This window comes from Enterobacter cloacae complex sp. 2022EL-00981 (assembly GCF_028737495.1).
Classification (GTDB): Bacteria; Pseudomonadota; Gammaproteobacteria; order Enterobacterales; family Enterobacteriaceae; genus Enterobacter; species Enterobacter cloacae.
In genome coordinates this window covers 351,191-378,172 of the sequence record NZ_JAQZRK010000001.1, presented here as the reverse complement: position 1 = coordinate 378,172, position 26,982 = coordinate 351,191, and the positions used below count along the sequence as shown (strand labels likewise).

23 protein-coding genes are annotated in these 26,982 nt (G+C 54.6%); 4 read left to right on the top strand and 19 right to left on the bottom strand.

What is annotated here, in order from left to right:
- Nucleotides 1–3: 3 nt before the first annotated feature.
- From PUZ33_RS01810 to PUZ33_RS01785, 6 genes are all read right to left on the bottom strand, one after another.
- Nucleotides 4–1,677: an OmpA family protein gene (locus PUZ33_RS01810; RefSeq protein WP_252107551.1), complete on the bottom strand. Its 1,674-nt coding sequence runs from the start codon at nt 1,675–1,677 to the stop codon at nt 4–6.
- A complete protein-coding gene (tssL, locus tag PUZ33_RS01805; RefSeq protein WP_058681290.1) occupies nt 1,677–2,351 on the bottom strand; it encodes a type VI secretion system protein TssL, short form in 675 nt (224 codons plus the stop codon). Before tssL ends, PUZ33_RS01810 begins: the two co-directional genes overlap by 1 nt.
- On the bottom strand, nt 2,348–3,688 hold the full coding sequence (tssK, locus tag PUZ33_RS01800; protein ID WP_029883901.1) for a type VI secretion system baseplate subunit TssK: 1,341 nt from the start codon (nt 3,686–3,688) through the stop codon (nt 2,348–2,350). Before tssK ends, tssL begins: the two co-directional genes overlap by 4 nt.
- Nucleotides 3,689–3,701: 13 nt before the next feature.
- Nucleotides 3,702–5,237, bottom strand: a complete 1,536-nt coding sequence (tssC, locus tag PUZ33_RS01795) for a type VI secretion system contractile sheath large subunit (RefSeq protein WP_045294366.1) — start codon at nt 5,235–5,237, stop codon at nt 3,702–3,704.
- Between the two features lie 41 nt (nt 5,238–5,278).
- A complete protein-coding gene (gene tssB / locus PUZ33_RS01790) occupies nt 5,279–5,770 on the bottom strand; it encodes a type VI secretion system contractile sheath small subunit (RefSeq protein WP_013096428.1) in 492 nt (163 codons plus the stop codon).
- Between the two features lie 584 nt (nt 5,771–6,354).
- Nucleotides 6,355–7,971, bottom strand: coding sequence for a peptide ABC transporter substrate-binding protein (locus tag PUZ33_RS01785; RefSeq protein ID WP_058681291.1), 1,617 nt, complete (start codon nt 7,969–7,971; stop codon nt 6,355–6,357).
- 182 nt (nt 7,972–8,153) lie between these two features.
- Between PUZ33_RS01785 and mpaA the strand changes: the two genes are divergently transcribed.
- Nucleotides 8,154–8,867 (top strand): murein tripeptide amidase MpaA, encoded by a 714-nt coding sequence (gene mpaA, locus PUZ33_RS01780; RefSeq protein ID WP_058681292.1) that lies wholly within the window; start codon nt 8,154–8,156, stop codon nt 8,865–8,867.
- On the opposite strand, the gene ycjG is transcribed toward mpaA, so the two are convergent.
- Nucleotides 8,858–9,823, bottom strand: coding sequence for an L-Ala-D/L-Glu epimerase (ycjG, locus tag PUZ33_RS01775; RefSeq protein ID WP_058681293.1), 966 nt, complete (start codon nt 9,821–9,823; stop codon nt 8,858–8,860). The two genes, mpaA and ycjG, sit on opposite strands and share 10 nt — an antisense overlap.
- Before the next feature lie 107 nt (nt 9,824–9,930).
- Between ycjG and tpx the strand changes: the two genes are divergently transcribed.
- Entirely contained in the window at nt 9,931–10,437 is a 507-nt protein-coding gene (gene tpx / locus PUZ33_RS01770) for a thiol peroxidase (protein ID WP_013096423.1), read from the top strand.
- Nucleotides 10,438–10,756: 319 nt separating this feature from the next.
- On the top strand, nt 10,757–11,965 hold the full coding sequence (locus tag PUZ33_RS01765; RefSeq protein ID WP_058681294.1) for an aldose 1-epimerase family protein: 1,209 nt from the start codon (nt 10,757–10,759) through the stop codon (nt 11,963–11,965).
- Nucleotides 11,966–12,001: 36 nt separating this feature from the next.
- Here PUZ33_RS01765 and tyrR read toward each other — a convergent pair whose 3' ends face one another.
- The 3 genes from tyrR to PUZ33_RS01750 form a co-directional block, all read right to left on the bottom strand.
- Nucleotides 12,002–13,543, bottom strand: coding sequence for a transcriptional regulator TyrR (gene tyrR / locus PUZ33_RS01760; protein WP_013096421.1), 1,542 nt, complete (start codon nt 13,541–13,543; stop codon nt 12,002–12,004).
- Between the two features lie 113 nt (nt 13,544–13,656).
- A complete protein-coding gene (locus PUZ33_RS01755) occupies nt 13,657–14,709 on the bottom strand; it encodes a YcjF family protein (protein WP_020689208.1) in 1,053 nt (350 codons plus the stop codon).
- The gene (locus tag PUZ33_RS01750) at nt 14,706–16,103 is read right to left on the bottom strand and encodes a YcjX family protein (protein WP_013096419.1); all 1,398 of its coding nucleotides are present in this window, start codon (nt 16,101–16,103) and stop codon (nt 14,706–14,708) included. The genes PUZ33_RS01755 and PUZ33_RS01750 overlap by 4 nt, the downstream gene beginning before the upstream one ends.
- Nucleotides 16,104–16,254: 151 nt before the next feature.
- On the opposite strand from PUZ33_RS01750, the gene PUZ33_RS01745 reads away from it, so the two are divergent.
- Nucleotides 16,255–17,265: a LacI family DNA-binding transcriptional regulator gene (locus PUZ33_RS01745; protein WP_058681295.1), complete on the top strand. Its 1,011-nt coding sequence runs from the start codon at nt 16,255–16,257 to the stop codon at nt 17,263–17,265.
- A gap of 34 nt (nt 17,266–17,299) precedes the next feature.
- Here the strand turns inward: PUZ33_RS01745 and PUZ33_RS01740 are convergent, their stop codons facing one another.
- From PUZ33_RS01740 to PUZ33_RS01700, 9 genes are all read right to left on the bottom strand, one after another.
- Complete coding sequence (locus PUZ33_RS01740) at nt 17,300–18,214, bottom strand: OmpG family monomeric porin (protein ID WP_058681296.1); 915 nt, start codon at nt 18,212–18,214, stop codon at nt 17,300–17,302.
- A 66-nt stretch (nt 18,215–18,280) separates the two neighbouring features.
- Nucleotides 18,281–19,363, bottom strand: a complete 1,083-nt coding sequence (locus tag PUZ33_RS01735; protein WP_058681297.1) for an ABC transporter ATP-binding protein — start codon at nt 19,361–19,363, stop codon at nt 18,281–18,283.
- Between the two features lie 2 nt (nt 19,364–19,365).
- Nucleotides 19,366–20,043 carry a beta-phosphoglucomutase gene (pgmB, locus tag PUZ33_RS01730; protein WP_058681298.1) on the bottom strand — a complete coding sequence of 226 codons (678 nt, stop codon included), beginning with the start codon at nt 20,041–20,043 and terminating at the stop codon, nt 19,366–19,368.
- On the bottom strand, nt 20,033–22,312 hold the full coding sequence (locus PUZ33_RS01725) for a glycoside hydrolase family 65 protein (protein ID WP_058681299.1): 2,280 nt from the start codon (nt 22,310–22,312) through the stop codon (nt 20,033–20,035). Before PUZ33_RS01725 ends, pgmB begins: the two co-directional genes overlap by 11 nt.
- The gene (locus PUZ33_RS01720; protein ID WP_029883670.1) at nt 22,306–23,364 is read right to left on the bottom strand and encodes a Gfo/Idh/MocA family protein; all 1,059 of its coding nucleotides are present in this window, start codon (nt 23,362–23,364) and stop codon (nt 22,306–22,308) included. Before PUZ33_RS01720 ends, PUZ33_RS01725 begins: the two co-directional genes overlap by 7 nt.
- Before the next feature lie 11 nt (nt 23,365–23,375).
- Nucleotides 23,376–24,164, bottom strand: coding sequence for a sugar phosphate isomerase/epimerase family protein (locus tag PUZ33_RS01715; protein ID WP_029883669.1), 789 nt, complete (start codon nt 24,162–24,164; stop codon nt 23,376–23,378).
- A gap of 18 nt (nt 24,165–24,182) precedes the next feature.
- Nucleotides 24,183–25,235, bottom strand: a complete 1,053-nt coding sequence (locus PUZ33_RS01710) for a zinc-dependent alcohol dehydrogenase (protein WP_058681300.1) — start codon at nt 25,233–25,235, stop codon at nt 24,183–24,185.
- Between the two features lie 28 nt (nt 25,236–25,263).
- Nucleotides 25,264–26,106, bottom strand: coding sequence for a carbohydrate ABC transporter permease (locus PUZ33_RS01705; protein ID WP_013096410.1), 843 nt, complete (start codon nt 26,104–26,106; stop codon nt 25,264–25,266).
- The gene (locus PUZ33_RS01700) at nt 26,093–26,974 is read right to left on the bottom strand and encodes a carbohydrate ABC transporter permease (RefSeq protein WP_013096409.1); all 882 of its coding nucleotides are present in this window, start codon (nt 26,972–26,974) and stop codon (nt 26,093–26,095) included. The genes PUZ33_RS01705 and PUZ33_RS01700 overlap by 14 nt, the downstream gene beginning before the upstream one ends.
- Between the last annotated feature and the right edge of the window lie 8 nt (nt 26,975–26,982).

Below are 26,982 nucleotides of genomic sequence, written 5' to 3'. Positions count from 1 at the left end.
TAATTACTCCATTTCATTTTTTGAGACGCCATCATCCTGCGATGGCGCGGGTGTGTTGCCCGGCAGCTGACAGGCATTCGCCTGCGGCACCAGACTGATTTCGACACGGCGGTTCAGCGCCCGGCCTTCCGCCGTGTCGTTGGTGGCGACAGGACGGCTCTCGCCGTAGCCCTGCACCGCAAAACAGCTCTCCGGCACGTCGCCGGTATCGCGCATCCAGTTGCGCACGGACTCCGCACGCTTAAGCGACAGCACCTGGTTGGACGGGTCATCGCCCGTGCTGTCGGTATGACCCGCCACCACAATCAGCCAGCCGGGCTTTGCCTTAATGCCCACCAGCGAGTTCACCAGCAGCTTCGTCGAGCCGGGTTTCAGGGCCCATTTGCCGGTGTCAAACAACGACATGCTGTCGAGGCGGATGATTTTCGGTACTGGCTTCATGGCAGGTGCCGGAGGGGTCACATACGAGTCAATCGCCCTCTGTAACGCCAGCCACAGACGCTGACCGGAGTAATAGCCCAGCGCATACCTGAGCGGTTCCCCCTGCCGCTGCCAGCGCTCCAGCAGAAGAGCGTCCTGTTTCAGCGCGGCAAGTGACTGCGCCTTCGGCTCATAATGGTTCATGGGGATGGCATACCAGCGCTGCAAATTCGTCCCGACCAGGCGGATCAGCGCCGCGTTATTCACCCCAGAAAAACCGATGGCAGCAAGAACACATACCAGCATCCATAAAACGAGGCGACGGGTACGCTGCCCGCCCTGGAAGGGCGCACAGTAAGGCGCAAGCATCGGCAACACCGCATCAGGAAAACGCCCTGCCACCTCTGCGGCTCCGGCTGTCTGCGGTAAAACCAGATGCGTCAGACGACACAGGTGATGCGACCACAGCGAAGCGGTGTCAGCAGAGGCCGTACCGCTGCGAAACGCCACAGCAAACGGATGAACCGCCGGGAACAGCCGGTCCTCTTTCGCCAATTCATCCATCAGAATGATGCGTATAAAAGCAAAGGCTTCCCGAAGGACAGGCATCAGCGCCAGATGATTGTCCTGTTGCCAGTCATCCAGCGCCTGTGGCGTCCCATCAAGAGGGTATACAACCGGTTTGTCGCCACGGACAATAACCCACGGAGTTTCAGCGCCGGAAAACTCACCGCTCAGGAGCACTGGCGGTGTGAATCCGGCGATCAGACTCAGTTGTTTCATCTGCTGGCGCAACGCTTTCAGGGTCGCGCGCAGCACCGCTTCATCCTGATGCCCGTCGGGGTGGCAGCTATACATAACGGCGATTTGCCCGGCCTGCCGCGGCTGCTGCTCCTGGATATCGCGCACGATATCAGTGAGCCTGTTGATGTCATTCACCCGCAGCCACCAGCCCTGCGCGGTTTTGCGCAGGGCGTGTCCCTGGAATAAGGCGTCCAGTTCATCCCCACAGACGAGAACAACCGGCCCTGCGTCAGCGAATACAGGCAACTCAGCATCAGACGTCCCGCTATTGTCCTGAGCCTGGCTGAAACGGCTTTTTCGCCGGATCTGCCAGACGGCCAGCGCAACGATGCATAGTGTCATCACGCCTTTGAACAGCGTACCTGCCGGAATGAAGCCCCACAGAAGCCATAAAAGCGCAGCGGCACCCGCCAGTACGTGGAGTATCAGAGAAACCATGACCGATTTATGCATTAATGAGGCAACTCCGGTAACTGTGCGGACAGCAGCGCCTGGAGCCAGAGATGGCCGCCCCACCACACGGCGGCAGTGATCACTGCCGCCGCGACGATCCAGAACCAGACAGAGCGCATCAGGCTGTAGCGGTGTTTTCCGGTCCTGCGTATCACCAGTGAAAGGCCGGCATCCAGAGGCGGCACCCGCTCAGCAAGCGCTTTCATTGCCTCCTCACGCTGGCTCTGGCTGACAGAGCCCATGCTGTACAGCCCCTGGAACCCCAGCGCGATCACCCGGTGATAGCAGGTCAGGACGGCCATATCCGGCGCAGGCTGGCGTAACACCTCCGCAATACGGTCCCAGAGAGCTTCACCTGCGTGCAGCGACCCGAAATAGCGCGCCTGTAGCGGCGCTTTTCGCCAGGCCACCTGTCCCGCATCAGCATCGGTCCCGTCATGCAGTTTTCTGCTCATGACCACTTCGTCAAGCAGCGCACACTGCGCATAAGAGATATGATCGATACTGGCTTCATCGTATCCTGCTCGATCCAGCGCCCCACGCACACTTTCCACCTGTTTGCTGCAGGTGTCGTACAGCACATCCCCGTCAGGCGTGGTTGCCCCCTGCTTAAGCAGGGTGACGGTGAGCCAGGTCTCCGCCATCAGGGCATCGATATCGGTTTCTTTTCTCATGATCGCAGTACCGCAAACAGTTCAAGTTCAAGCTGTCCCAGCAGGGCAGGCACGTAGAACATACAAATTCCCTGCTCCAGCATGTCCCGTGCCGCAGCACTTTCCATGTCCAGCGCGAAGTACTGGTTCTCCATCCGTACCGGTAACGCAGCAGGAACGCGATTCACGGCGATAAGCGGGATCCCCTGCAGCGCAACGGTGGAAATAGCATTCACATCATCCGGGGAACCCGCCTTGCATAATGCCGGGAATTTCTCTGCCACCTGCCAGGCGGGAACGTCAGACCTGACTGAGAGATAGAGATCGGCCTCCTCACGCAGACGAATATCATGCAGCGAGGCTTTCCACGTCTGCTCGTCCGGGCGAAGCATGTCCAGCGCGATAACACGGGACGGCAGGCTGGCTTCCAGTAAGCCGGTAATCAGCTCAAACAACGGAGGAAACGTGTTTTCCGGTCTGGCATGGTCATAGCCGGGAATGGCGTCCAGATCGCTGTCGAGAGAAAACGTCAGCATGCTGCCCGCGAGCCGCGCGAGCTCCACCCACACCTGCTCAGGATGACGGGCCGGAAAACGTTCAAACTCCGTCAGCACCCGCGCATGGGAGTTCAGCGCATTGAGCAGCCAGAAAAGAGACACATCTGCCACCGCGAAATCGGCCAGACGCTCGTTGCTCTCGCGGCGCATGGACATCAGACGCTGGCGGCGTGAGCGAAGCTGGCGGTTCAGTAACACCAGTCTTTCCCGCATCGCCGGGCTGGCAGAAAACAGGGCCATGGGCGGAATAAATGCCGGATCCTGACGCCATCCCTGTCCGTCACGGATCAGACGCACAACCGGGCAACACTGCCACGATGCGTTATCCTCATGTTCAAAACGGATAGCCAGGTTAAAGCGGGCAACCGCAACGGACTCGTCCTCACTGCCAAACGCATCCTGGACATTCACCCACTCTTCACGGTAACGAAGCGGTCTGTCGGCCACAGCCGACTCCTGCTGCACGTTATTCAGCCCGGACTGCATGAGCGGCAGGGCAATCACCACCGTGACCACATCTGATAGCTGTGAGGCTCCCAGTTCGCGCGGCTCGGGCGGCAAATCGCTGACCGCCGCGTCCACCAGCGTGCCATCAGGCAGCCAGAGCCGCAGGTGCGTAATCTGAAGAAGACCCGATCCCAGCAGTCGTTCATCAAACTCAGCGCGCTCCACACCCCATGCAAACGGTGAGGCAAGCGCCGCAACGCCTGTGCTGCGAAAAGTTTCCCATTCTGACTGTTGCTGGAACTGCTGAGGGGACAACAGCGCCCCCTCGTTCCACAGCGGACGATAAATTTTCATCCCTGCGCCCGCCTTACGCTTTCGCTTTCGGCATCTGGCTCACCAGCGACAGGTTCACGTCCATGCCTTCCACCTGGAAGTGCGGCACCGCGAACAGCTTCACGCGGAAGAAGCCCGGGTTGTCCTCAATATCTTCCACCACCACCTTCGCGTCGCGGAGCGGGTGTGAGGCCTGCAGTTCGTCGCCCGGATCGGTCATTTCGGTCACCAGACTGCGTACCCATGTATTGAGTTCCAGCTCCAGCAGACGGCGATCTTTCGTCGTACCGATATTTTCGCGCTGAATCAGCTTCAGGTAATGCGCAATGCGCGACAGCAGGAAGATATACGGCAGACGGGCATTGATGCGGCTGTTGGCAGTGGCGTCGGCGGTATCGTACAGCGCCGGTTTCTGCGCCGAGTTCGCCGAGAAGAAGCAGGCGTAATCACGGTTCTTGTAGTACGACAGCGGTATAAAGCCCAGGTTAGCGAATTCAAACTCGCGGGTTTCCGGGATCATCACCTCTGACGGGATCTTCACCTGGTTGCCGGTACCCAGATCGTACAGGTGGATCGGCAGGTCTTTCACGGCCCCACCTGCCTGCGGGCCACGAATTTGCACGCACCAGCCGTTGTTGATGAAGCTCTTCACCATGTTGGAGGCGAAGGAGAAAGATGCGCTTGTCCACAGGTATTTTTCGTGGTCCGGACCTTTCACCTGCTCAACGTAGTTGAAACTGCGCACCGGCACCGTGTCCGGACCGTAAGGCAGACGCCCCAGCACGCGCGGCATCACCAGGCCGATATAACGGGCATCGTCGGTGTCGCGGAAGGATTTCCATTTGATGTATTCGGCACGGTCGAAGTAGTTACCGATGTCCTTAATCGCGGCCACCTCTTCCATCGATTCCTTGAGGAAGAATTTCGGCCCGACGGCACCGATAAACGGCATATGCGCGGCGGCAGAGACTTTAGAGATATTGCGCAGCAGCGCCACGTCCTGCGGGCTGGCATCGAACTCATAGGCGGAAATGACTGAACCAATCGGCTCGCCGCCCGGGGTGTCGTATTCAGCGGTATAGGTGTGCCAGTACAGGCCGCTCTGGATAAGTTCCGGCGCATCTTCGAAGTCCTGGCGCAGGTCGTCTTTGGACACATCCAGAATTTCCGTTTTCACGTTCTGGCGGTAGTCGGTGTTGTCCACCAGCTGCTTCAGGCCGCGCCACAGGGATTCCACTTTCTGGAATTCTGCATGATGCATCACCGCATCCAGCTGGCGGCTGATCTGGAAATCCAGCTCTGCAATATGGTGGTCAATCAGGGTTTTATCGAGTTTTTCCACTGGCTGGCCGGATTTGCGGATGCAGTCCATAAATACCTGCATTGCCGCTGTCAGGCGCTCACCTGCCGGAGCATCAGACAGTGCGGCATCGTCCAGAAACGCATTGATATCGCCCAGGCTTGTGGCCGGGGTCAGGTTGATTTTGTCGAACAGGGAGGCGTAGACGCTCTCTTTTTCCAGCACAGTGGTCTGCCCCTGCGCGGAGCCATTTTCAGTATTAACAGACATCAGCATTCTCTCGTTTAATCCATTAAAAGACGCGCCCGTTTTTATTTCGGGGCCAGGGCACTCATTTCGTTACGTAATTCCTGAGACAGCGCCGGGTCCTTAAGAATTTTCTCGAGTTCTTTTCTGAAAGTGGCGTTATCCAGCAGATTGGACTTGAGGTCACGTAATAAATTACGCATCGCCAGCATGGCACGTAACTGAGGAATTTGTCGGGCCACCTGTTCGGGTTCAAAATCTTTCATATCTGAAAAGCGCAGCGTCACATTCTCTTCCGTACGCTCACCCGCCAGCGTATTCGGAACCGTCATGTTGACCTCCGGGTTAAATTCCGAAAGTACACTGTTGAGGTTATTTTTGTTGACGTTAATTTTCTTTCTTTCAGATAATGGCCGGCTCTCTTTGCCGTTACTGAAATCACCGACAGTGAGTAATTTAAGGGGTAACTCAACTTTCTTCTGCGCCCCTCCGGTATGCAATGCAAGTTTTAAATTAATGCGTGCCTTAGGCACCTCGTTCTGGAACGTATCAGCCATAGCAGTCCCTTTCCTTAAGGAATGTTTGTTGAAGTTAACGACGTTTCTGAATAAATCGATATTAGAACAAAACGCTACAATAGATCAACTACCTGGAATCAAAGGCCAAATTAAGACATTCCTTAAGAATTTTACTCTATAGAAATAAAATATGGTTTTGCAGCATGCCTTTTCATAAAGAAATATCAACCACAACTCCGAAAATAGTCAGCATTAGTGGCTATTTCTGTGAAAAAATGAAGATCCATATCCAAACAAAGCAACGTTATTGATTTAAATCAATACGAGAGAAAATATCTACAGCGCCACCTAAAAATATGACCCGCATCAATGTTTACACGCTTCCGCAAGACGCGACACCCATTAAAAAGTCCAATAATGGACAGTTTTTTTAACGAAATGCAATATATTCAAAATATGAATATTTCGCTTAATTTAAAAAAACAGAGCAATACCCAGCGCTGTAAAACACAGTATCAATGCAGCGCCATCTTCACGATCTAGAATGAACAGAAAAGCGCTGGCACGTGATATCGGGCCAGCGCAGTATCAGGAGGGGAAATAAATTAGCGGACTCTCGTTTTTCAGTGCTTCACAATATACATCGTACGGCTATACGCCACGTCTTCAGGGTTATTGATCGGATATCCCTTCACCCAGGGTTTAATCAGACGTCCGTTGGTGTACTGGTAGATCGGCGCAATTGGCGCTTTTTCCGTGAGGATCTTCTCCGCCCGGTTGTAATCCGCATTACGGGCTTCGGCGGTGGTTTCAAGCGTCGCCTGATTGATGATCTTATCGTATGCCGGGTCGTTAAAGCGGGAGATATTGCCGCTGTGGGTTGATGTCAGCAGCGACAGGAAGGTCGATGGCTCGTTGTAGTCCCCGACCCAGGACGCGCGGATCACATCAAAATTCCCTGTGTTTCGGCTATCGATATAGGTTTTCCACTCCTGGTTTTGCAGTTTGACGTCTACCCCCAGATTCTTCTTCCACATCGAAGCCACCGCAATCGCGATTTTCTGATGGTTCTCTGAAGTGTTATACAGCAGGGTCAGCTTCAGTGGACGCTGAGGGCCATACCCCGCCGCCTGCAGCAAGGTTTTGGCCTGCGCGTTTAGCTCCTGCTGCGACATCTGCTCAAATGGCGATGTCTCTGGCGTGAAACCTGCCGTCACATCAGGCGTGAAATGCCAGGCTGGTTTTTCTCCCGTACCTAACACTTTCTCCGCCATAATCCGGCGATCGATGGTCATACTCAGCGCCAGACGCACGCGGGAATCGGCAGTCGGACCCTTTTGCGTGTTAAATGCATAGTAATACGTTCCCAGCTGCGGCGGCGTGTATACCTGTCCAGGAATATCCTTGAGCAATTTCTGGTACAGGTTTTTCGGGAACGACTCGGTGATATCAATATCACCTGCCAGGTAGCGTTTGGTGGCGGAAGACTCCTGGTTGATCGGAATAAACGTCACTTTTTGGAGAACAGTTTTCGCGTTATCCCAGTAGTGGGTATTCGGCACAACGACCAGCTTCTCATTCACCACACGATCTTTCAGCACATAGGCACCATTGCCCACAAGGGAGCCCGGACGCGTCCACTCTTTACCGCTTTCGACGTTCGCTTTCTGAACCGGATAGAACGCGAAGTTTGCCGTCAGGTTGCTGAACCACGGCAGCGGTTTATCGAGCTGAACGCGTAACGTTCTGGCATCCACCGCCGTTACCCCCAGCGTATCGGGCGCGGCTTTGCCATCAATAATCGACTGAGCGTTGTTAATGCCTGCCAGAGCAGCAAACCAGGCAAACGGCGAGGTGTTTTTCGGATCAACCAGACGCTGCCAGCTGTAGACAAAATCCTGCGCCGTGACCGGCGTGCCGTCAGACCATTTTGCATCATCACGCAGGGTAAATGTCCAGATGCGGTTATCGTTACTCTGCCAGCGCGTCGCCACGCCCGGCGTCAACTCCCCTTTCTCATTCTGATTAACCAGGCCTTCAAACAGATCGCGAATCACCTGAATCTCGGGTAGCCCCACGGCCTTGGCCGGATCAAGCGACGCGGGTTCGTCTTTGATGTGTCTGACCAGCTCCTGTTTTTGCGCCAGCACCGTCCCCTTTGGCACATCAGCAGCGTAAGAAAATGACGATAGCCCGCAAAGGCACAGTGCAGAAAAAAGCAGCGAAACAGGATGCTTCATGAGATCCCCTTTAGAAATCGGTAATACGCGAATGCGTAATTATTTGTTTCGAAACGGCGAAATGCAAATACCTTAAGCCGGAAAGGTGATATCTGGCAATCTTCGTTCTTCGATGAAACTATTTGATTAAACGTGGGTTTTGCACAACACTGCCAGTAAGCACTTCTTTATCAGGATTTCCTATGGCAGTTACCCGACCAAGAACGGAACGTGGCGCTTTCCCGCCAGGCACCGAACATTATGGCCAGTCTTTCTTAGGTGCACCGCTAATCTGGTTTCCCGCACCGGATGCCGATCGTCATAGCGGCCTGATTATTGCGGGAACGCACGGCGATGAGAACTCCTCGATCGTCACCCTCTCCTGCGCGTTACGCACCCTTGCACCGACACTACGCCGGCATCATGTGATCCTGAGCGTCAACCCGGATGGCTGTCAGCTTGGGCTGAGGGCGAATGCGAGAGGGATAGACTTAAACCGCAACTTCCCGGCGGCCAACTGGCGCGCCGGTGAAACGGTCTACCGCTGGAACAGCTCGGCTGCAGAGCGTGACGTGGTGTTACTGACGGGAGAAAAACCCGGCTCAGAGCCAGAAACACAGGCGCTCTGCCAGTTAATCCACAAAATCCACCCCGCATGGGTTGTCTCATTTCACGATCCGCTGGCCTGTATTGAAGATCCCCGTCACTCCGCACTGGGGCAGTGGCTTGCCGATGCCTTCGCCCTGCCTCTGGTCAGCAGCGTCGGTTATGAAACCCCGGGGTCATTTGGTAGCTGGTGCGCCGATCTGGACTTGCACTGCATCACCGCTGAATTCCCCCCGATATCTTCCGACGAAGCCAGCGAAAAATACCTGAAAGCGATGGTAGATCTTCTGCGCTGGCAGCCTCAGAGATGAAGCACTCCGCTGGTGAAGGTGAGCGCAGGCGAAACGTCAACCGCCAGCCAGGTCGGGCCATCGAGATCGGCAAACCGGACCTGATTCACCAGCGGTAGCGCCGCATTAATCGCCCGGGAAGTACAGAGCATGCATCCCAGCATCAACGCAAACCCCTTCGCCTGTGCCTGCGACGCCAGCGCCAGCGCCTCGGTCAGCCCACCGGTTTTATCGAGTTTGATATTCACCATCTCATAGCAGCCCGCTAAACCGTCGAGACTCTCGCGGGTATGGCAGCTTTCATCGGCGCAGATCGGCAGCGGGTGGATAAAGTTCTTCAATGCCGCATCATCCTGTACCGGAAGCGGTTGCTCCAGCATAGCCACACTCAGATCGGCCAGCAGCTGGCAGCGCGCGGCCAGCCCTTCCGGGTGCCATGACTCGTTGGCGTCGACAATCAGCGTGGCGTCCGGCACCGCCGCCCGAATGGCGACCATGCGTTCACTGATCAAGCGATCATCGAGTTTCACCTTAAGCAGCGTGGCACCAGCCTCAAAGAGCGCTTTTGCGCTGGCAGCCATCTGCTCCGGCTCGCCAATCACCACGGTTTGCGCGGTCACCACTTTCTCCGGAAGCGTCACGCCGACCAGCGACGATAAGGATATCTGCTGCCTCGCCGCCTCAAGACTCCACAGCGCACAGTCAATTGCATTACGAGCCGCCCCGGCAGGTAAACGCTGCTGTAACGCCTCACGCGTCAACCCGGTTTGCAGGTCAGGTACCAGGGTCATAATTTGCGCCATCACCGAGGCAAGGCTTTCTCCGTAGCGAGGATAAGGCGTGCATTCACCAACCCCTTTAACCCCTTCTTCTTCTATTTCGACCACTACCACGCAGGCTTCACTTCGGCTGCCACGAGAGATCACAAACGGGGTATGCAATGGCCAGGCTTCTTCATAGACCTTAACGCTTCTCATCACTGACTCCTTGCAGCCCGGTAAGGCGAAAAAATTGGTTTGCCGTGTTATCCGCTGATGGCATACACTAGCCTCGACGTTAACTATATGTAAACAGGAAGATATCTATGTCACAACTCGTTCATTTCCAGGGCAACCCGGTTGCTGTAGCAGGTTCCATTCCTCAGGCTGGCAGCAAAGCGCAGGCTTTTACTCTGGTGGCTAAAGATCTGTCTGACGTCACACTGAGCCAGTTTGCTGGCAAACGCAAAGTACTGAACATTTTCCCAAGCATTGATACCGGCGTCTGTGCCGCATCCGTGCGCAAATTCAACCAGCTGGCCACTGAAATGGACAACACCGTGGTGCTGTGCGTTTCAGCAGACCTGCCATTCGCGCAGTCCCGTTTCTGCGGTGCTGAAGGTCTGAGCAACGTCATTACCCTTTCAACTCTGCGCAGCCCGGATTTCCTGGAAAAATACGGCGTTGGCATTGCTGAAGGCCCACTGAAAGGCCTGGCGGCGCGTGCCGTGCTGGTAATCGATGAAAACGATAACGTCGTGTTCAGCGAACTGGTCAACGAAATCACCACCGAACCTGACTACACCGCTGCGCTGGAATCACTGAAAGCCTGATTATTTACAGGCATTTTATAAAGCTTAGCAATGTAATGAAATAAAAGGTTTATTTAAGAATAGACCTTGCGTTCCAAACCTCGCCGATGCGGGGTTTTTTATTGCCTCAATAGCTGAATCGTTAAAGCAAAAACGTTCTAAAATCACATATACCATGAAATAAAAACGTTCCATTCTCACCATAACGAGATCGCTAACACATAATAAAGGTTTAAAAACCGCAATTTCTCCGCCAGTGAAGCCCGTCACATTTCCCTTCTCGCCTAAACATTAGATTTGCTTACGTGATAAAAAATCGTTTCAGCAAAAGGGATTAAATATGAAGATTAAACTGGCTTTTACGGTTCTTGCGGTACTGATATCTGGACATGCCGCCGCTAAAACCTGGGTGCTGACAAGCGCTGAAAGCGGCGTGGAGAAAGGAAACTGGAAAATTTCCAGCGATGAGCTGAAGTTTCAGGGACAGCCTTTCAGCATCGAGCAAAAAGTCCTGCATGGTGGCAAGCAGGAAGGCAGCAAGGTAATTATTATCAGCAGCAAAAATGGTCTGACAATTACCCTCAGCCCGACGCGTGGGATGAATCTGCTGCATGTCGAAGGCTTTGGTACCCGAATGGGGTGGGATTCTCCTGTCAAAGAGGTGGTGAATCCGGCCTATATCAATCTGGAAAGTCGAAACGGACTTGGCTGGCTGGAAGGTTTCAACGAAATGATGGTTCGTTGCGGCTATGAATGGACAGGCCACCCGGTCACGGCTGACGGTCAGATTTATACCCTACACGGCAAGGCGGGAAATACGCCTGCGTCGCAGGTGGAAGTCGATGTTGCTGATGCCGCACCGCATGAAATTCGTATTCGCGGATTAATCAAAGAGAGCACGTTTAAAAAAGCAGATCTGCAGACGATGACCGAACTGCGTTACGTACCAGGCAGCAACCAGTTCAGCCTGCATGATGTTCTGACTAACCATGCTGATTATCCTCATGATTATCAGATTATCTATCACAGCAACTTTGGTACGCCAATCCTCGAAGAAGGTGCCCGCTTCCTTGCGCCGGCCGCCAGCATTGGTCCTTTCAATGACTATGCCAAAGCGGGTCTGGATAACTGGCAAACCTACGCCGGCCCCACTCAGGGCTTTGATGAAATGGTCTTCAATATCAAACCGCTCGCGGATAATAATCATGAAACCCTGGCGGCAGTGGTCAATAAAGCGGGAGACAAAGGTGCGTCAATTCAGTTCGACACGCGGCAGTTGCCTGTCCTGACCTTATGGAAAAATACCGATACGCTCAAACAGGGCTATGTCACGGGTATTGAGCCGGGAACCAGCTACGCCTATCCCGTCACCATTGAACGCGAGCAGAAACGCGTTAAGCAGCTACAACCTGGCGCCAGCACGCAGTTCGACCTGACCTATACCCTGCTTCACAGCAAGGAACAGGTGAAAGAGGTTGAACAGAAAATTGCGGGGATTCAGGGCGAAACGAAAGTCGAGGTAGATACCACGCCTCTGGCGAAAGAGTAAGTGCGAAAAAAAGCCTCTTTACAGAGGCTTTTATCGTTATTCGTCACCCTTCTTGTGGTTGAGTCCATATTCACGAAGCTTATTCGCAATCGCGGTATGGGATACCCCCAGGCGTTTTGCCAGCTTACGCGTGCTTGGGTAGCTGCGATAAAGCTGTGTCAGCACGGAACGCTCGAAACGGCTGGTAATATCATCCAGCGAGCCTTCCATCGCCTCTTCGCCCACCGATACCGTACCAGCATCGTAATCCGGTAACAGGATATCCTGTGGACGCAACTCGTACCCTTCCAGCTGCGTCAGCGCACGATAAACGGCGTTTTTCAGCTGACGAATATTTCCCGGCCAGCCGTAGCGCGTCAGCACCGTACCCAGATCGGCTGACAGTTTCGGACGCGGCACCCCCTGCTCGTCGGCGAAGCGTGCCACAAACAGCTCCGTCAGCGGAATGATATCTTGCGGACAATCGCGCAGCGGCGGAATGTTTAGCGTCAACACGTTCAGTCGATAGTAGAGATCTTCCCGGAACATCCCTTTCTGTACCAGCTCAACGAGGTTTTTCTGGGTGGCACAAATCACGCGCACATCCACGTGAACTTCGTGATCCTCCCCTACGCGACGGAAGGTCCCATCGTTCAGGAAGCGCAGCAGTTTGGCCTGCATGCGCGGCGACATTTCGCCAATTTCGTCCAGCAGCACGGAGCCGCCGTTCGCCTGCTCGAAGAAGCCTTTTTTGCCTTCCGGGGCGTGGCCAAACAGCTCGCTTTCGACGGCATCCTCAGGAATAGAGGCACAGTTCAGCGCCAGATACGGTTTTGCCGCGCGTGGGCTGGCAAGATGCACGGCGTGGGCCAGCAGATCCTTTCCGGTCCCGGTATCGCCGGTAATCAGCAGCGGCGCGGTCAAGCTGGCAAGCTTGCGGGCCTGATCGACCACATGACGCATTTTCGGGCTGACGGCAATGATCTGGCTGAACGCTCCCACATCCTGGCTGGAGAGATTTTGCAGCTGACGGCCCATCCGCACGGTAGAGCGCAGCATGATAACGGCCCCGGTCAAAACGCGAGTGTCGTTCTCTCCTTTCAGGTACACCGGTGTAATCTCCATCAGGAAATTCTGCCCGTTGATCACCACATGCTCGCTATGCGTATTTTGCGGGTTGCTGTCCAGCCAGCGCTGGAAATTAAACCCCGGGATCAGCTGCGCGGCATGGTGATGAGTGAGCTTGTCCTGGCTCTGGGCGAACAGCTGGCAGCTCGCATGGTTTACCCGCTCAACTTTGCTTTTCAAATCCAGTGACAGGAAAGGCTCTGGCATGGCTTCAAGCAAGGCGCTCAGTGCGAGGTGCTCACGCTCAGATGGCATCCAGGGAATGGTGCGTACATCCGTAACGCCAGCGATACGGCGGATTTCAGCCATCAGGCTGCTAAAAGTATTAAATTCAATTTCGGCAAAATTGAGGTAAATTCGCCCGACAGGATCAATCTCAATGCCACGTAAATCAATGCTACGTAAAACAAGGAGATCGAGTAACTCGCGGGTCAGACCGAGACGGTCTTCACAGAAGACTTCAAGACGCATGGGAAATTCACCGTTTTAAGCCAATAACCTTAAAATGATATGTCAGAACACGGTGATGCGGAAGATGGCTGTCAAGAAAGATTGACAGCCAGCACGATAAGTAAACAAACCGGTTACTGAACCGGTTTTTTATTGAGCGTCTCTTTGAGCTGCCCAATCAATTCACGACGAAAATCGCCCAGGCGCGGTTTATCTCCGTCGATCCACGGCAGTGGTCGGCAGACTTCCATCGCTTTAATGCCCAGACGTGCGGTTAACAACCCTGCCCCAATTCCCTGCGCGGCACGCGCTGAGAGACGGGCCGCCAGATCCTGCGACATCCAGTCCATGCCGACTTCGCGCACCAGCTCACTGGCACCTGCAAAGGCGATGTTCAGCAACACCAATTTAAAGAGCCGCAGCCGGCTGTAGTAGCCAAGCTCAATACCGTAAAGACTGGCGATACGGTTTATCAGGCGCAGGTTACGCCAGGCGATGAACGCCATATCCACCAGCGCCAGCGGGCTGACCGCGATCATCAGCGTTGATTCCGCCGCAGAGCGGCTAATCTCGCGCCGCGCCTGAGCATCCAGCACTGGCTGCACCATATGCGAATAGAGCGTCACCACCTCCCGGTCATTTTGCGTTTCGTGAATGGCGGCATACCAGCGCTGCAGTGCCGGGTGCGACTGATCGATCCCCGCCTGCGCCGCCAGCTTTTCGCAGAATGCCCGGCCTTTTCCGGTACCGTGGCTGTGCAGCAGATCGCGTGCTTCATCCCGTTCATGCGCACGCTGCCTCAGACGCCACAGTCGACGCCACTCGGTGACAACCGACCCTACGCCTGCCCCCACGATCAACGCCCCCGCAGCACAACCGCCCAGCGCCACCCAGTCCTGGGTTTGCCAGGCGTTGATACCCCATTGCACGCCTTGTCCCACCACGCTTACGCCGAAGAGCGCCAGCCCGGCCGTGACCATCTTACGCCACAGGCTACGTTTCGGACGTAAAGCAGCCTCAACGACCGCTTCCGCCTGGCCCTCCTCAACGGACGGCTCGTCAGTCAGGGCCGGCGCAAAATGTTCTGCCTGCTCGCCGCTGAACGTCTGCGCCGTTTTAAAGGCCTCCTGCTGCGCCTGCTCAAGCGTCCCGGTAAAGTCAATGCGGGGTTTTAACGGTTCCGTCATCGCAATTTATCTCCAATCAAAAACTCCAGCGCCGCATCCAGACGAATGTGCGGTAATGGCTGATCGACGGTCATGACCTGTGGGCGGAAGGCTTCAAACTGGAAGCCCTGACTCTGCCAGAATGCCTGCCCCGGAAGGCGTGCAGGCACTTCGCCCGGATACACGGTCAGCGGTTCGCCGTCGCTGAGGCGATTCCCGCGCAGGGCCGGGATTTTCTCGCCGTTAAGATCAATCAGCCCACTTTGCGTCGCCTGTACGGAAGCCAGCCCAAGACAATCCATGCTGATCCCTTCGAACGCCGCATTTTGCCAGGCGTCCTGCACCAGTTGCTGCAACAGCGACACCATGTTGGCATGCTGATCAACCGTTACGTGATCGGCCTTGGTGGCCGCAAACAGCAGTTTGTCGATCACCGGCGAAAAGAGGCGGCGAAACAGCGTACGCTGTCCGTAGTGAAAACTTTGCATCAGTTGCGTCAGCGCCAGGCGCATATCGTTGAAAGCCTGCGGCCCGCTGTTGAGCGGTTGCAGGCAGTCCACCAGCACAATCTGACGATCGAAACGTAAAAAGTGGTTTTTATAAAAACCTTTCACCACTTTTTCACAGTAGTAGTTGTAGCGCTCGCGCAGCATCCCGGCGTTGGTGTGCTTGTCAGCCTGCGCCAGTTTTGCCTCTCCGACGCCATCCACGTCGGGCCACGGGAAGAACTGCAGCGCAGGCGCACCCGCCAGGTCGCCCGGCAAAACAAACCGTCCTGGCTGGATGAAGTGCAGCCCTTCCTGTTTGCACTGATGCAGATAATCCGTCCAGGCTTCGGCAATCGCCGCCAGGCGGTTCTCATCTGCGGGTGCCAGCGGATCTAATCCTGCGCATAACTGCCGCCATTTTGCCGACCACTCCGCGCGGTGACCCTGTAACAAACCGGTCATTTGTCGCGACCAGCTGAGATAATCCTGCGCCAGCATGGGTAAATCGAGCAGCCATTCGCCCGGGTAATCCACAATCTCCAGATAGAGCGTGGAGGTATCCTTGAAGTGGCGCATCAATGATTCATTGGAACGAAAACGCAGCGCGAGACGGATTTCACTCACCCCTCTCGTGGGTGTCGGCCACGCGGGTGGGTCACCGTAAAGCTGTGCCAGCCCTTCATCATAAGTAAAGCGAGGGATACCGAAATCGCGCTGGGGAACGCGCTTAACGCCCAGCAGACGCTCTTCCCGCACCGCACTGAGCAGCGGCAGGCGTGCCCCGGCGTGCAGGTTCAGCAGCTGGTTAACCATCGCCGTGATAAACGCCGTTTTGCCACTGCGGCTAAGCCCGGTGACCGCCAGACGCAAATGGCGATCGACGCCGCGGTTCACCAGAGAGTTGAGTTCGTTTTTAAGTCGCTTCATCGCCGTCCTTCGTCGCTGGAAGCCTGGAATGACTTGCTTCAGAATACAGTAAATAGGGGCAGATCGTTGATTATCAATTCATAATTATTGCTATTGCCGTTTTTTCTCCAGTAAGATGAACGACATTGCCGTCCCGGAGTGAGTAAGGTGTATGTCACCCACCATCTATGATATTGCGCGCGTTGCTGGTGTTTCTAAATCAACCGTGTCCAGAGTGTTGAATAAACAAACCAATATTTCTCCTGAAGCGCGGGAGAAAGTGCTGAAGGCGATTGAAGAGCTAAATTATCAACCAAATAAACTTGCCCGCGCTCTGACCTCATCTGGCTTTGACGCCATTATGGTGATTTCCACCCGCTCAACAAAAACCACCGCCGGTAATCCTTTTTTCTCCGACGTATTGCACGCCATAACCGCCAAGGCGGAACAGGAAGGGTTTGATGTTATTTTGCAAACGTCAAAGAGCAGTGAAGATGACCTGCTAAAATGCGAAAGCAAAATAAAGCAGAAAATGATTAAAGGGGTCATTATGCTGAGTTCGCCCGCCAATGAATCCTTTTTCTCTCGGCTCGATATCTACGGTGTGCCGGTGGTCGTAATCGGTAAAGTCGAAGGCGACTTTCAGAATATTTACTCCGTCGATACCGACAATTTTCGTGACAGCGAGATGCTGACCGACACGTTTATTAAAAACGGGCGGAAAAAAATTGCCTGTCTGCATGCGCCACTCGATTATCACGTGTCTATTGATCGTCTCGCGGGTTATAAAGCCAGCCTGGAAAAGGCGAATATTGCTGTAAACCCGGACTGGATCATTGATGGCGGTTATACCCATGAGAGCGCACTTTCAGCGGCCATTACGTTGTTGTCTTCTTCCACCCCACCGGATGCGGTATTCGCCACCGACAGCATGAAATTGCTGAGTCTTTATCGCGCTGCGGATGAGTTAAATTTGATGCTACCTGAGCAGGTTGCCGTGGCGGGTTACAGCGACCCGATGCTCTCCCTGATTCTGACGCCTGCGCCAGCTGGATTTGATATTCCTACGCGCAAGCTGGGCGAAGAGAGCTGCGACCTGCTTTTCAGGCGTATCTCCGGTAAACCCGCCCCGCATAAGGTGCTGATTGAAACCCACTTTTCGTTCGCTGATTCTCTTCGCTAAAACCAGGGGCTGATAGCCCCTGGTGAACAGCCGATCAGAAGGCGTAATTCACGCCCACGCCCGCATAGTGGAATCGATCGCTTTCGCCTTCATCGTGATTTTCCCATTCATAGGCATACTCCAGCGTCATTGAAAGACCGTTATTGAAATCGTAGGCATAAAGCAGGCCCAGACGGTTGAAATCATGCCCTTCACGCTCAGGATCGTCTTGCCAGTCCCAGTTTGACCAGCGGTCGAGCCCCAGGCGGGTATACGGCGTCAGCGTGGTATTGCCTAATGAAATGGGTAAATAGGCGCGGATCTCCTGCGTTGAAAACTCACCGTTATTACGTGAACTGTCCATATTAAAACCGCGCTCTAAATAGTAATTCACTTTTGCAGCGAAGGTTTGATTAATGGTCCAGGTAAAGCCCGTTTCTGTTTCAACGCGACTGTCGGCATAACCCGTTTTTTCCAGGTCGTTGGCAAACTGATACATGGCAAACCAGCCGCCGAAACGCCAGTCATCGCTTAACTTAATATCCCAGTCTGGTTGTATTTTGTAGCGCTGCATATTCGCGCTACCGTCTTTCGCGCCGTGTTCATCTTTGAAATGATAACCGTAATTACGGAAGCCGCCGGTCAGGCCGAGGGTAAAATCATCGGTTCCAATAAAACGATAGCGCAGCTCGAATTCGGGACGATCAAAATAGGTCCCACGGGTCATACTGCTGTAATCAACGGGGCCTTCCTGATACATGGCAAGGGAAATCGTCCACGCATCCCATGTGGCGTTAAACCACACGGAGGGTTCATATAACCCGTCTTTATCATCCCCCTGACCTTCGACGTTTTCAATTTCATACATGGCACCTATATTAAAATTCCAGTGTGGTGCCGGTTCTGAGGCGTGTGCGTAGCTAACCCCTGCGCATAGAATAAGCGCAGCACTTCTTAGTAGAGTACTCATTAAAATATTCCTTTATAATGGACAAACAAAAAAACCGGAAATGAATATTTCCGGCGAACATTTTTATTATCTGATTGCCGCTTCTGTTTCCGCGTCAAAAAAATGACACTTATTCATATCGAACTGAATGCCGATATTATCCCCTGCAGCATAATCAGTGGCAGCCCCTGCCCGGACGACCAGTTCGTGGCCCCCGACGGTGGCATACAGCATAAATTCAGCGCCGGTCAGTTCGGCAACGCTGATTTTGGCGGCAATCGCCGCACCGCTGGCTTGCGAGGTGAAAATATCCTCCGGTCTGATGCCAAAGACCACGGCTTTACGTTGATACCCCTGAGCGTTAAGTACCGAGAGCATATCTTCGGGGATCTCCAGACGAAGCGTTTCCGTCACGAAGTAGCGTTCATTGATCGCCCCCCGAATAAAGTTCATTGCTGGCGAACCAATGAATCCTGCCACAAACATATTTGCCGGTTCGTTATAGACCTGCTTCGGCGCGCCCACCTGCTGAATGTATCCATCTTTCAGGATCACAATGCGGGTTGCCATCGTCATGGCTTCGGTCTGATCGTGCGTCACATAAATCATGGTGGTATTCAGCTTTTGATGCAGCTTGCTGATTTCGGTACGCATTTGAACACGCAGTTTGGCGTCAAGGTTTGAGAGCGGTTCATCCATCAGGAAGACGCCCGCTTCACGCACAATCGCCCTGCCTAATGCTACGCGCTGGCGTTGGCCACCCGACAACGCACCGGGCTTACGCTTGAGGTAATCGCGCAGCCCAAGAATCTGAGCGGCCCAGTTAACGCGCTCTTCAATGACGGCAGGCGCGATCTTCTGCATCTTCAGCCCAAACGCCATGTTGTCGTACACCGTCATATGGGGATACAGCGCATAGTTCTGAAAGACCATCGCAATATCCCGGGACTTGGCCGGGACATCATTCATACGCACGCCGTCAATCACCAGCTCACCGGCGCTGATCTCCTCCAGCCCGGCAATCATGCGCAGCGTCGTCGATTTACCGCAGCCCGATGGCCCGACGAAAACGATAAATTCTTTATCCTCAATGTCGAGGTTGAAATCTTTGACCACATGGACCTGGTTGTCATAGATTTTTTGGATATGTTTTAGCGATAGTTGCGCCATTCTTAATTCCTTATCAGTACCGTCCGGGAAGCCCAGAAATCTGTCAGGCATTTCCAGGTCAGCTCCCGCGTTGAATGAAGTTGAAGTCCCGCATGGTTGAGGCCTGCCCCTATTCCCACCGACAACATCCCTGCGGCGTTGATCGCCTCAACGCCGGAGGCGGCATCCTCAATGCCGATAGCCTCCTCCGGGCGGACGTTAAGACCCGCGCAGGCAGCAAGGAAGATTTCCGGGTCCGGTTTGGAGCGGGCAATGCGGGACGCATCGGCACAGAAATCAAACGCCCTGTGGATCCCCAGCGCCTGCAAAATGCCGGGAGCGTTGAGTGAGACAGATGCCAGCCCAATTTTGACGTTTGCCGTACGTATGTCGGCCAGCACCTCACGAATGCCCGGGAGCAGTGACGCTTGCGTAAGCGAAGCCAGCGACTGGACATAGAGCGTATTTTTTTTACGCGCAAGCGCCAGGCGCTGCTGTTCGTCGAACGCGTCTTCTTTGCCACCGTGACGCAGGATCCGCTGCAGGGAGTCCATGCGACTAATCCCTTTCAGCGTTTCATTGAAGGCTTCATCAATGGTGATCCCGACCTCCTTCGCGACAGCGCGCCAGGCCAGGAAGTGCAGATGAGCGGTGTCGGTGATCACCCCATCCAGATCGAATACAACGGCATTAAGGTTCATCTCTTCCCTCCGTGGTAGCGGTCCCAGTAACAGACGTAAGAAAATCCTTGCAGGACAAGACCTGCCGTCCCGAAAGCTGGAGGGTTTTACCCCAGAGCGTTAGCGTGACAGGAGCGGAGCTGGTCACCGTGAGTGTCTCTTTCGTCACGATGAAGTGCAGCTGCGCATTCTGCCAACGCAGCGGAAACGCCAGCCTTTGCCAGTGCGCAGGCATCCTGGGTGCCAGATGTAGCTCCCCGTCCACGATCTGCAGCCCGGCAAATCCCTGAATAACGCCTGACCAGATCGCACCCGTTGCGGCAGCATGAATACCGTCATCACTGCTGTGCGGATCGTCGCCCAAATCGATAGCAATGCCATCACGCCAGAAGGCGTAAGCCCCTTCTGTATCACCACAGCGCGCGTTCACAATCCCGTGGATGGCTTTGCTCAGAGACGAGTCATGAATTGTGCGCGGCTCATAGAATGCCAGGTTGGCCGCGCACTGCTGCGGCGTAAAGCGTTCCGGCAACAGGTAATTAAGCATTACCACATCGGCCTGTTTGAGGATCTGCATCTCGTTAACTTCAGCGCGCGAGTAATCCAGCAGAATGGTCTGCTTGCCCGCTTTGGCTTTATAGCGGCTCAGATCGATCGCCGGTTTGGACATGAAGGTGTCATCCTGCGGTATGACCCCGTCGGCGTTAGCCTCGGGCAGCCATAAGCGCGACAGGAACCGTTGCGCATTTTCCGTAAAACGCGCATCTTCACGCTCAAACATCGACATAAACCGGCAGGCACTGGCGACGTTGTGCCACGCCAGATAGTTGGTGTAGGCGTTGTTATTCACGTGCTCCGTGTATTCATCCGGCCCAATCACGTCATGGATCTCCAGACGGTCGCCAACTTCCTTCGCGCGTCCCATCCAGAACAACGCGGTTTCCATGAGCAGCGTCAGGCCTTCATTGCGCATAAAGGCGTCATCGTGCGTTGCCTGCCAGTAGGCGACAACGGCCCACGCGATATCCGCCACGATATGATGTTCAGCCAGCGCGGAGGCCACTTTCTGACGAACGCCGGTGCGGATGTTGATCGCTGCGAATTCCGGCGTCTCTTCCTGACCGCTCGCGGCACTCTCCCAGGGGAACAAGGCGCCAGGACAGCCGTTACGGCGTGCTTTTTCCCGGGCCCCCGGCAGGTTAAGCCACCGGTAGCGCAGCAGACGACGGGCAACATCTGGTCGGGTAAAGAGATGGAAAGGCAGCAGGAAAATTTCGGTGTCCCAGAACACGTGGCCTTTATAGCCCTCCCCGGTCAGGCCCTTGGCCGCAATACTGCTCCGTTCATCATGGGCAGGCGTCATGGCCGTGAGGTGCCAGACCGCGTAATCCAGCGCCAGCTGATCCTGATGTTCGGTCGACGTGACGTCCACCCGGCAGTCATGCCAGACCTTTTTCCAGGCGCACGCCGCGCTTTCGAGTAACGCGGCATACCCTCTTGTCGCGCAGGTTTTGAGCTCAGCCAGAGCATTGCGGGCAAACGTGTCCTGTGAAAGCGCTTTATCGCTGCGATGCGTCACCCAGACCAGCTTCTCAAGCGTGACAGTGTCACCCTGAGCGACCTTCACGGCGTGAAGAACCGTGATACGCCGGTTTTTCGCGGTAAAGCAGCTGTCGCTGGTGGTTGAGAGACGACAGCATGCCGATATCACCACATCCGCAGCACGATCCTGCGTTTCATACACGCCCTGCATGTAGTATTGGTCAAAGACTCTGACCGATATTTCATCCAGATGCTGACGGCCGCTGTTGGTTTGCGTCGCATCAATCCCCGTGCTCAGCATAACGTCTGATGCGGCATCCAGCGGAGTGACGGAGAGCTGCATTGCCACCAACGGCAGTTGATCCAGTGAGACAAAACGGCGGCTTTCCACACGGTAGCGCTTTCCGTCTGGCGAGCGCCACACCACGCGACGACGCAGTTCGCCATTGGCAAAATCCAGCTCCCGCTGCCAGTCAATAATCTCCCCTGACAGCAAGGTGAAATTGATGCCGTCCAGTTCGATATCCATGCCGGTGATGTCAGGCACGTTGATCAGCTCGTTGGTCTCATTACGACCAGCACGATGATAAAGCCCGGCAAGATACATTCCCCGGGTCTGCTGCGTGTAGTTTTCCTCATGCGCCGCACGTATGCCCATATAGCCGTTGCCGCAGGCCATGATTGACGCGTATTTATTGAGGCTGTGAGGGCAAAAACCCGGATCGTTTAATACAGACAGGTTCAGCATAACGTTACGCTTTCCCCTTTTTCTGCCGCCTCGTACAGTGCGGCGACCAGTTGCTGGATCACCAGCCCTTGTTCGGCATCGGCAATCATTACCGGTTCTCCCATAACGTGACGGACAAACGCATCCATGCTGCGTAAATGCCGCTGATCGTCTGCCTCTTCGCGCAAGGTTAGGGTCTGCAAAACTCCGCCTTCATCGGTGTAAATGTGGGCCGGGAACAGCGTTGCCCCCGCTTTTTCACCGCAAAAGGCGACATTCATGATGGACTGCTCGCGGATATTGAGGGCAAAGGAGGTATCCAGACGCAGAATGCCGCCATTGCAAAATTCAATCGTCCCGAACAGGGCATCTTCAACGGTAAACTGAGCAGGATCCCATTCACCAAACTGGCCACTGTTTTTGCGGTTTCCCAGTTTTTGAAAGCTGTGCGCCGTCACGCGTTTTACCGCCGGGAAACCCAGTACATACATCGCGGCGTCGAGCATATGGATCCCAATATCAATCAGCGGCCCGCCCCCCTGCAGTGCTTTATTGGTGAAAACGCCCCAGCCGGGAACGCCGCAGCGGCGCAATGCCTGCGCCGTAGTGAAGTAGATTTCGCCCAATGTCCCGTTCATTACCGCCTCACGCAGCAGTTGCGTATCACGTGCAAAGCGGTGGTGAAAATCATAGGCCAGCACTTTTCCCGCCGTTCGGGCCGCCACACGCATCCGGTCGGCTTCATGTGGCGTCATGGCCGGGGGTTTTTCGCACATTACATGGCACCCGGCTTCCAGGGCTGCCATCGCATGTTCAAAATGAAAACGGTTGGGCGAACAGACGCTCACCACGTCCGGTTTGACCGCCTGCAGCATTTCATTCACGTCCTGCCATGCCGACGGAATGGCATGGCGTTCAGCAAACGCCTGAGCCTGTTCAGGATGGCTGTCCATGACAGCCACCATCTGAACATCACTGCGCGTGGAGTAATACGAGGCATGCACTTTGTCCGCGACCTGCCCGGCACCAATAATGGCGACACGCAGAGGCGAAGGTGTTAAGGCACTCATCACGCTGGTCATCCTTAGCATTCACGCAGATAAGTGAGAGAATCCTGATAGGCCTTCGCAGGATCGTCAGCGCGAACGCGGCACTCGTAAACAACGTAACCCTGATAACAATCGGCACGCAGCTGGTCGAACAGAGCGGCAAAATCAAGAGAGCCGCTTCCCGGCTGATAGCGATGGTTATCGGCAATATGTACATGGCCCAGCAGGTCACGGTTCTGGTGCAGCGCTTCCGTCAGCGAGTCTTCTTCAATATTCATATGATAGAAATCGCCGATAATCTGCACATGTTTCAACCCATTCTCTTCGATGTAGCGACGTGCATCCGCGAGGGTGTTGATCATGTGATCCTGATAGCGGTTCAGCGGCTCCAGGTAAACGGTGGTGCCGGTACGGGCCGCCACCTCATCCAGCTGGCGCAGCGAGGCGCTCACCGCCTTGCGGTCTCCTTCAAGGCTACGCGGCGACGTCATCGGCGGCAGGCGGAAGGTAAACATCCCCCAGGCGGCAGGAACCACGATTCCTTTTCCACCCACCTCTGCTAACGCTTCAAGGATGCGTTCGATCTGCGTTAATCCGTTCAGGCGACGCTCTTCGATGAAGTCACCAATCCAGCCATCGTACCCGCCGCAGGCCGTGGTAACCGGCAGCCCTGTAGCCTTAATGGCCGCTTTAACCTCTTCAAGGTTCTCCACCAGCAGCTTGCCGTCTATCTCATACCCATCAAAGCCCATGGCTTTGATGTATTGGAATTTTTCCAGGATATTTGTCGGGAAAAAGGCCTGGTTTTGCGTTGCGATTTTCATTTTCATGCTCTCCTTAGCTCAGAACGTGACGCCCATTTTGATACTCAGTTCAGGATGCTGATCGACATAGGTCATGTAGCTCTCAGCGCTGGTGGTAAACGTTACGACCGGGTCGATTAAATCTTCGCAATTGAGATAGCGGTTCATCAGCAATTCCCAGCAGGTCTCTTCAATTCGCTTACGGTTCCAGCGTGGGTAATCAGGATTTGGCTCGCTGCAGGCGCGAGAGAAGACAATTTTCGCATTATTGAAATGCGCTTCGCGCCCCAGGTTAAAGCCTTCCGCGAACGGTTTCGCAAAGGCCACGTATGAGATGGTGCCGCCGTAAGCGAGTCCGCGCAGCGCAGACTGCAGCGCATCAGCAAAGCCGCTGGTTTCGATAATCACATCCGCGCCCTGTTTGCCGGTCAGTTTTTTGATTTCCAGACCAACATCCGTGCCAATCGGATCCAGACAGTGGTCTGCCCCATGGCGACGGGCGATATCGCAGCGGTGCGCGATAGGGTCGACACCGATAACGATTGACGCACCGGCTTTCTTTGCCAGCTGGATGGCAATCTGACCAATCGCGCCAAGCCCAACGACGACGACAAAATCCCCTACCCGCACATTGGCGTCACGTACGCCGCTCATTGCAAATTGTGCCGGGTCGTAGCAGACCGCATTTTTCCAGGAGGCGCCCTGAGGCATTTTGCGCAGTTTGTAGTTGTTGACGGCATTCACAATGACCGTTTCCTGTAGCGGTCCATAACAGCAAACGCGGTCTCCGACACGGTATTCCGTTACGTCAGCGCCACACTCAATGATGTCCCCGACGATCATGTTCCCGAGCTGGAATTTGCCAAACTCGATCCCGCGAGCCGCCCCCTCTTCACGCGGCGTAAACAACTGCCAGTCAGGGTTAAACTCTTCATCGATAAACGGACTCGCCGCCCTGAAATCCACCACTTCGGTGCCATGTTTCGGTGCGCCAAAGCGGGCGCGAATTTTCACTTCATGAACGGCAACGGGACGGTCTTCATATTCGACCAGCGCTGCCACACGCGGCGCTGTCGCAACTAACTTCTTCATTACTCACTCCTTGTTAAAATTGGCCGCCTCAGCCCTTAACGCCACCGGCGGTCAAACCACTTTTAATAAAACGTTCAGACAGCGCATACATGATGACCACCGGCAGTGCCGTCACCAGCGATGCCGCCATCATGCGGCCCCAGATGTAATCTGGCGTACTGAAAAGCGTGTTCAGCCCGACCGGCAAGGTGAAGTTGCTGGCGCTGGACAGGAAAATGGAGGCAAACAGATAGTCGTTCCACGCCACCATGAAGCAGTAGACAAAAACCGACACCAGGCCCGAAATCGCCAACGGAACGGTAATGCGAAAGATGATTTGCAGGCGGTTAAGGCCATCCATCATCGCGGCTTCTTCTATTTCGTCCGGGATGGTGTCGAAATAGCTGCGCAGCATAAATACCGCAGTGGGTAACGTCTGAGTCACCATGGTGATAATCAGCGCCAGTTCGGTGTCATAGATGCCGAGCGCGGTGATGATTTTGAACAGCGGCACCACCAGCAGAATCCCTGAAAACATGTAGACGGTGTAGAAGCTGGCGTTGATCGTCGTGCGCCCTTTAAAACGCAGTTTGGATAAGGCGTAAGCCCCCAGCGTGCCGAGAAACACGGCAACGATCGACGAGGTCAGTGACACCACCATGCTGTTACGGAAGTAATCCACAAACGGGAAAATCAGCGGGTTAAAGATGTCGATGTAATGCTGTAACGTCCACTCCTGCGGCAGAATGGTCGGATGCAGCGATATCGCCTCTCTGGCGCTTTTAAAGGAGGTCATCAGCATCACGAAAAACGGAAACAGTGTGATGATCAGGAACGCCGCGAGCCCCAGATAAAAACCAATACGTCCCAGTACGCGTTTATTTGTTGCCATTGAGATTTACCCTTTTTCTGGTCAGCAGAATGACGGCGAAAATGATCACAAACAGCACCACTGAGATAGCCGCAGCTTTACCCAAATCGTTAAAGGCAAACGCCGTTTTGTAGAGATAGACGCCCAAAATATCGACTTTGGTAGTCAGCAGGTACACGTCCGCAAACATGTAAAACATCCAGATGGTTCGCAGCGTGATGACCGTGGCCAGCACCGGCATAATCGCGGGCAGCGTGACGATGCGAAAACGTTGCCAGCCATTCGCGCCATCCATTTCTGCGGCTTCGTATAACGATTTATCAATCGTTTGTAAGATCGCGAGAAACGAGATAAACGCATACGGGAAGTAGCGCCAGATGGCGAATAGCACCACCAGCACAAAGCTGCTGCCGGGGTTGTCAAACCACAGCGGTGCCTGGTCATACAGATGCAGCAGGTCTACCCCCAGATAGTTCACGATGCCGTAGCCGTTGTTGAACATGTATTTCCAGGCAAACACCAGTGAAATAGACGGCGTGACGTAAGATAAAATCACCAGCGAACGCGCCGTTTTGCGCAGCCGAAACTCCCGGTTAAAGAAGATGGCGACAGCCAGCCCTAGCCCCGTGCTACCTATCACCACCAGGGCCGTATACCAGAAGGTCATCCACAGGGAGTGCCAGAACGCTGCATCACTCAGAATACGGATGTAGTTATCCAGCCCAACAAACACCGCGCTAATGCGCGGGTTGAGCGGCAAGCGTAAGAAACTGATTTCAATGTTGGAAATCATTGGCCAGGCCACAAGGCCCCCCAGCAAAATCAGGCTGGGGGCCAACAGCAGCATGGCGAAAGGCATATCTGAACGACCAGAAAACAACGTCTTCATAATTTCCT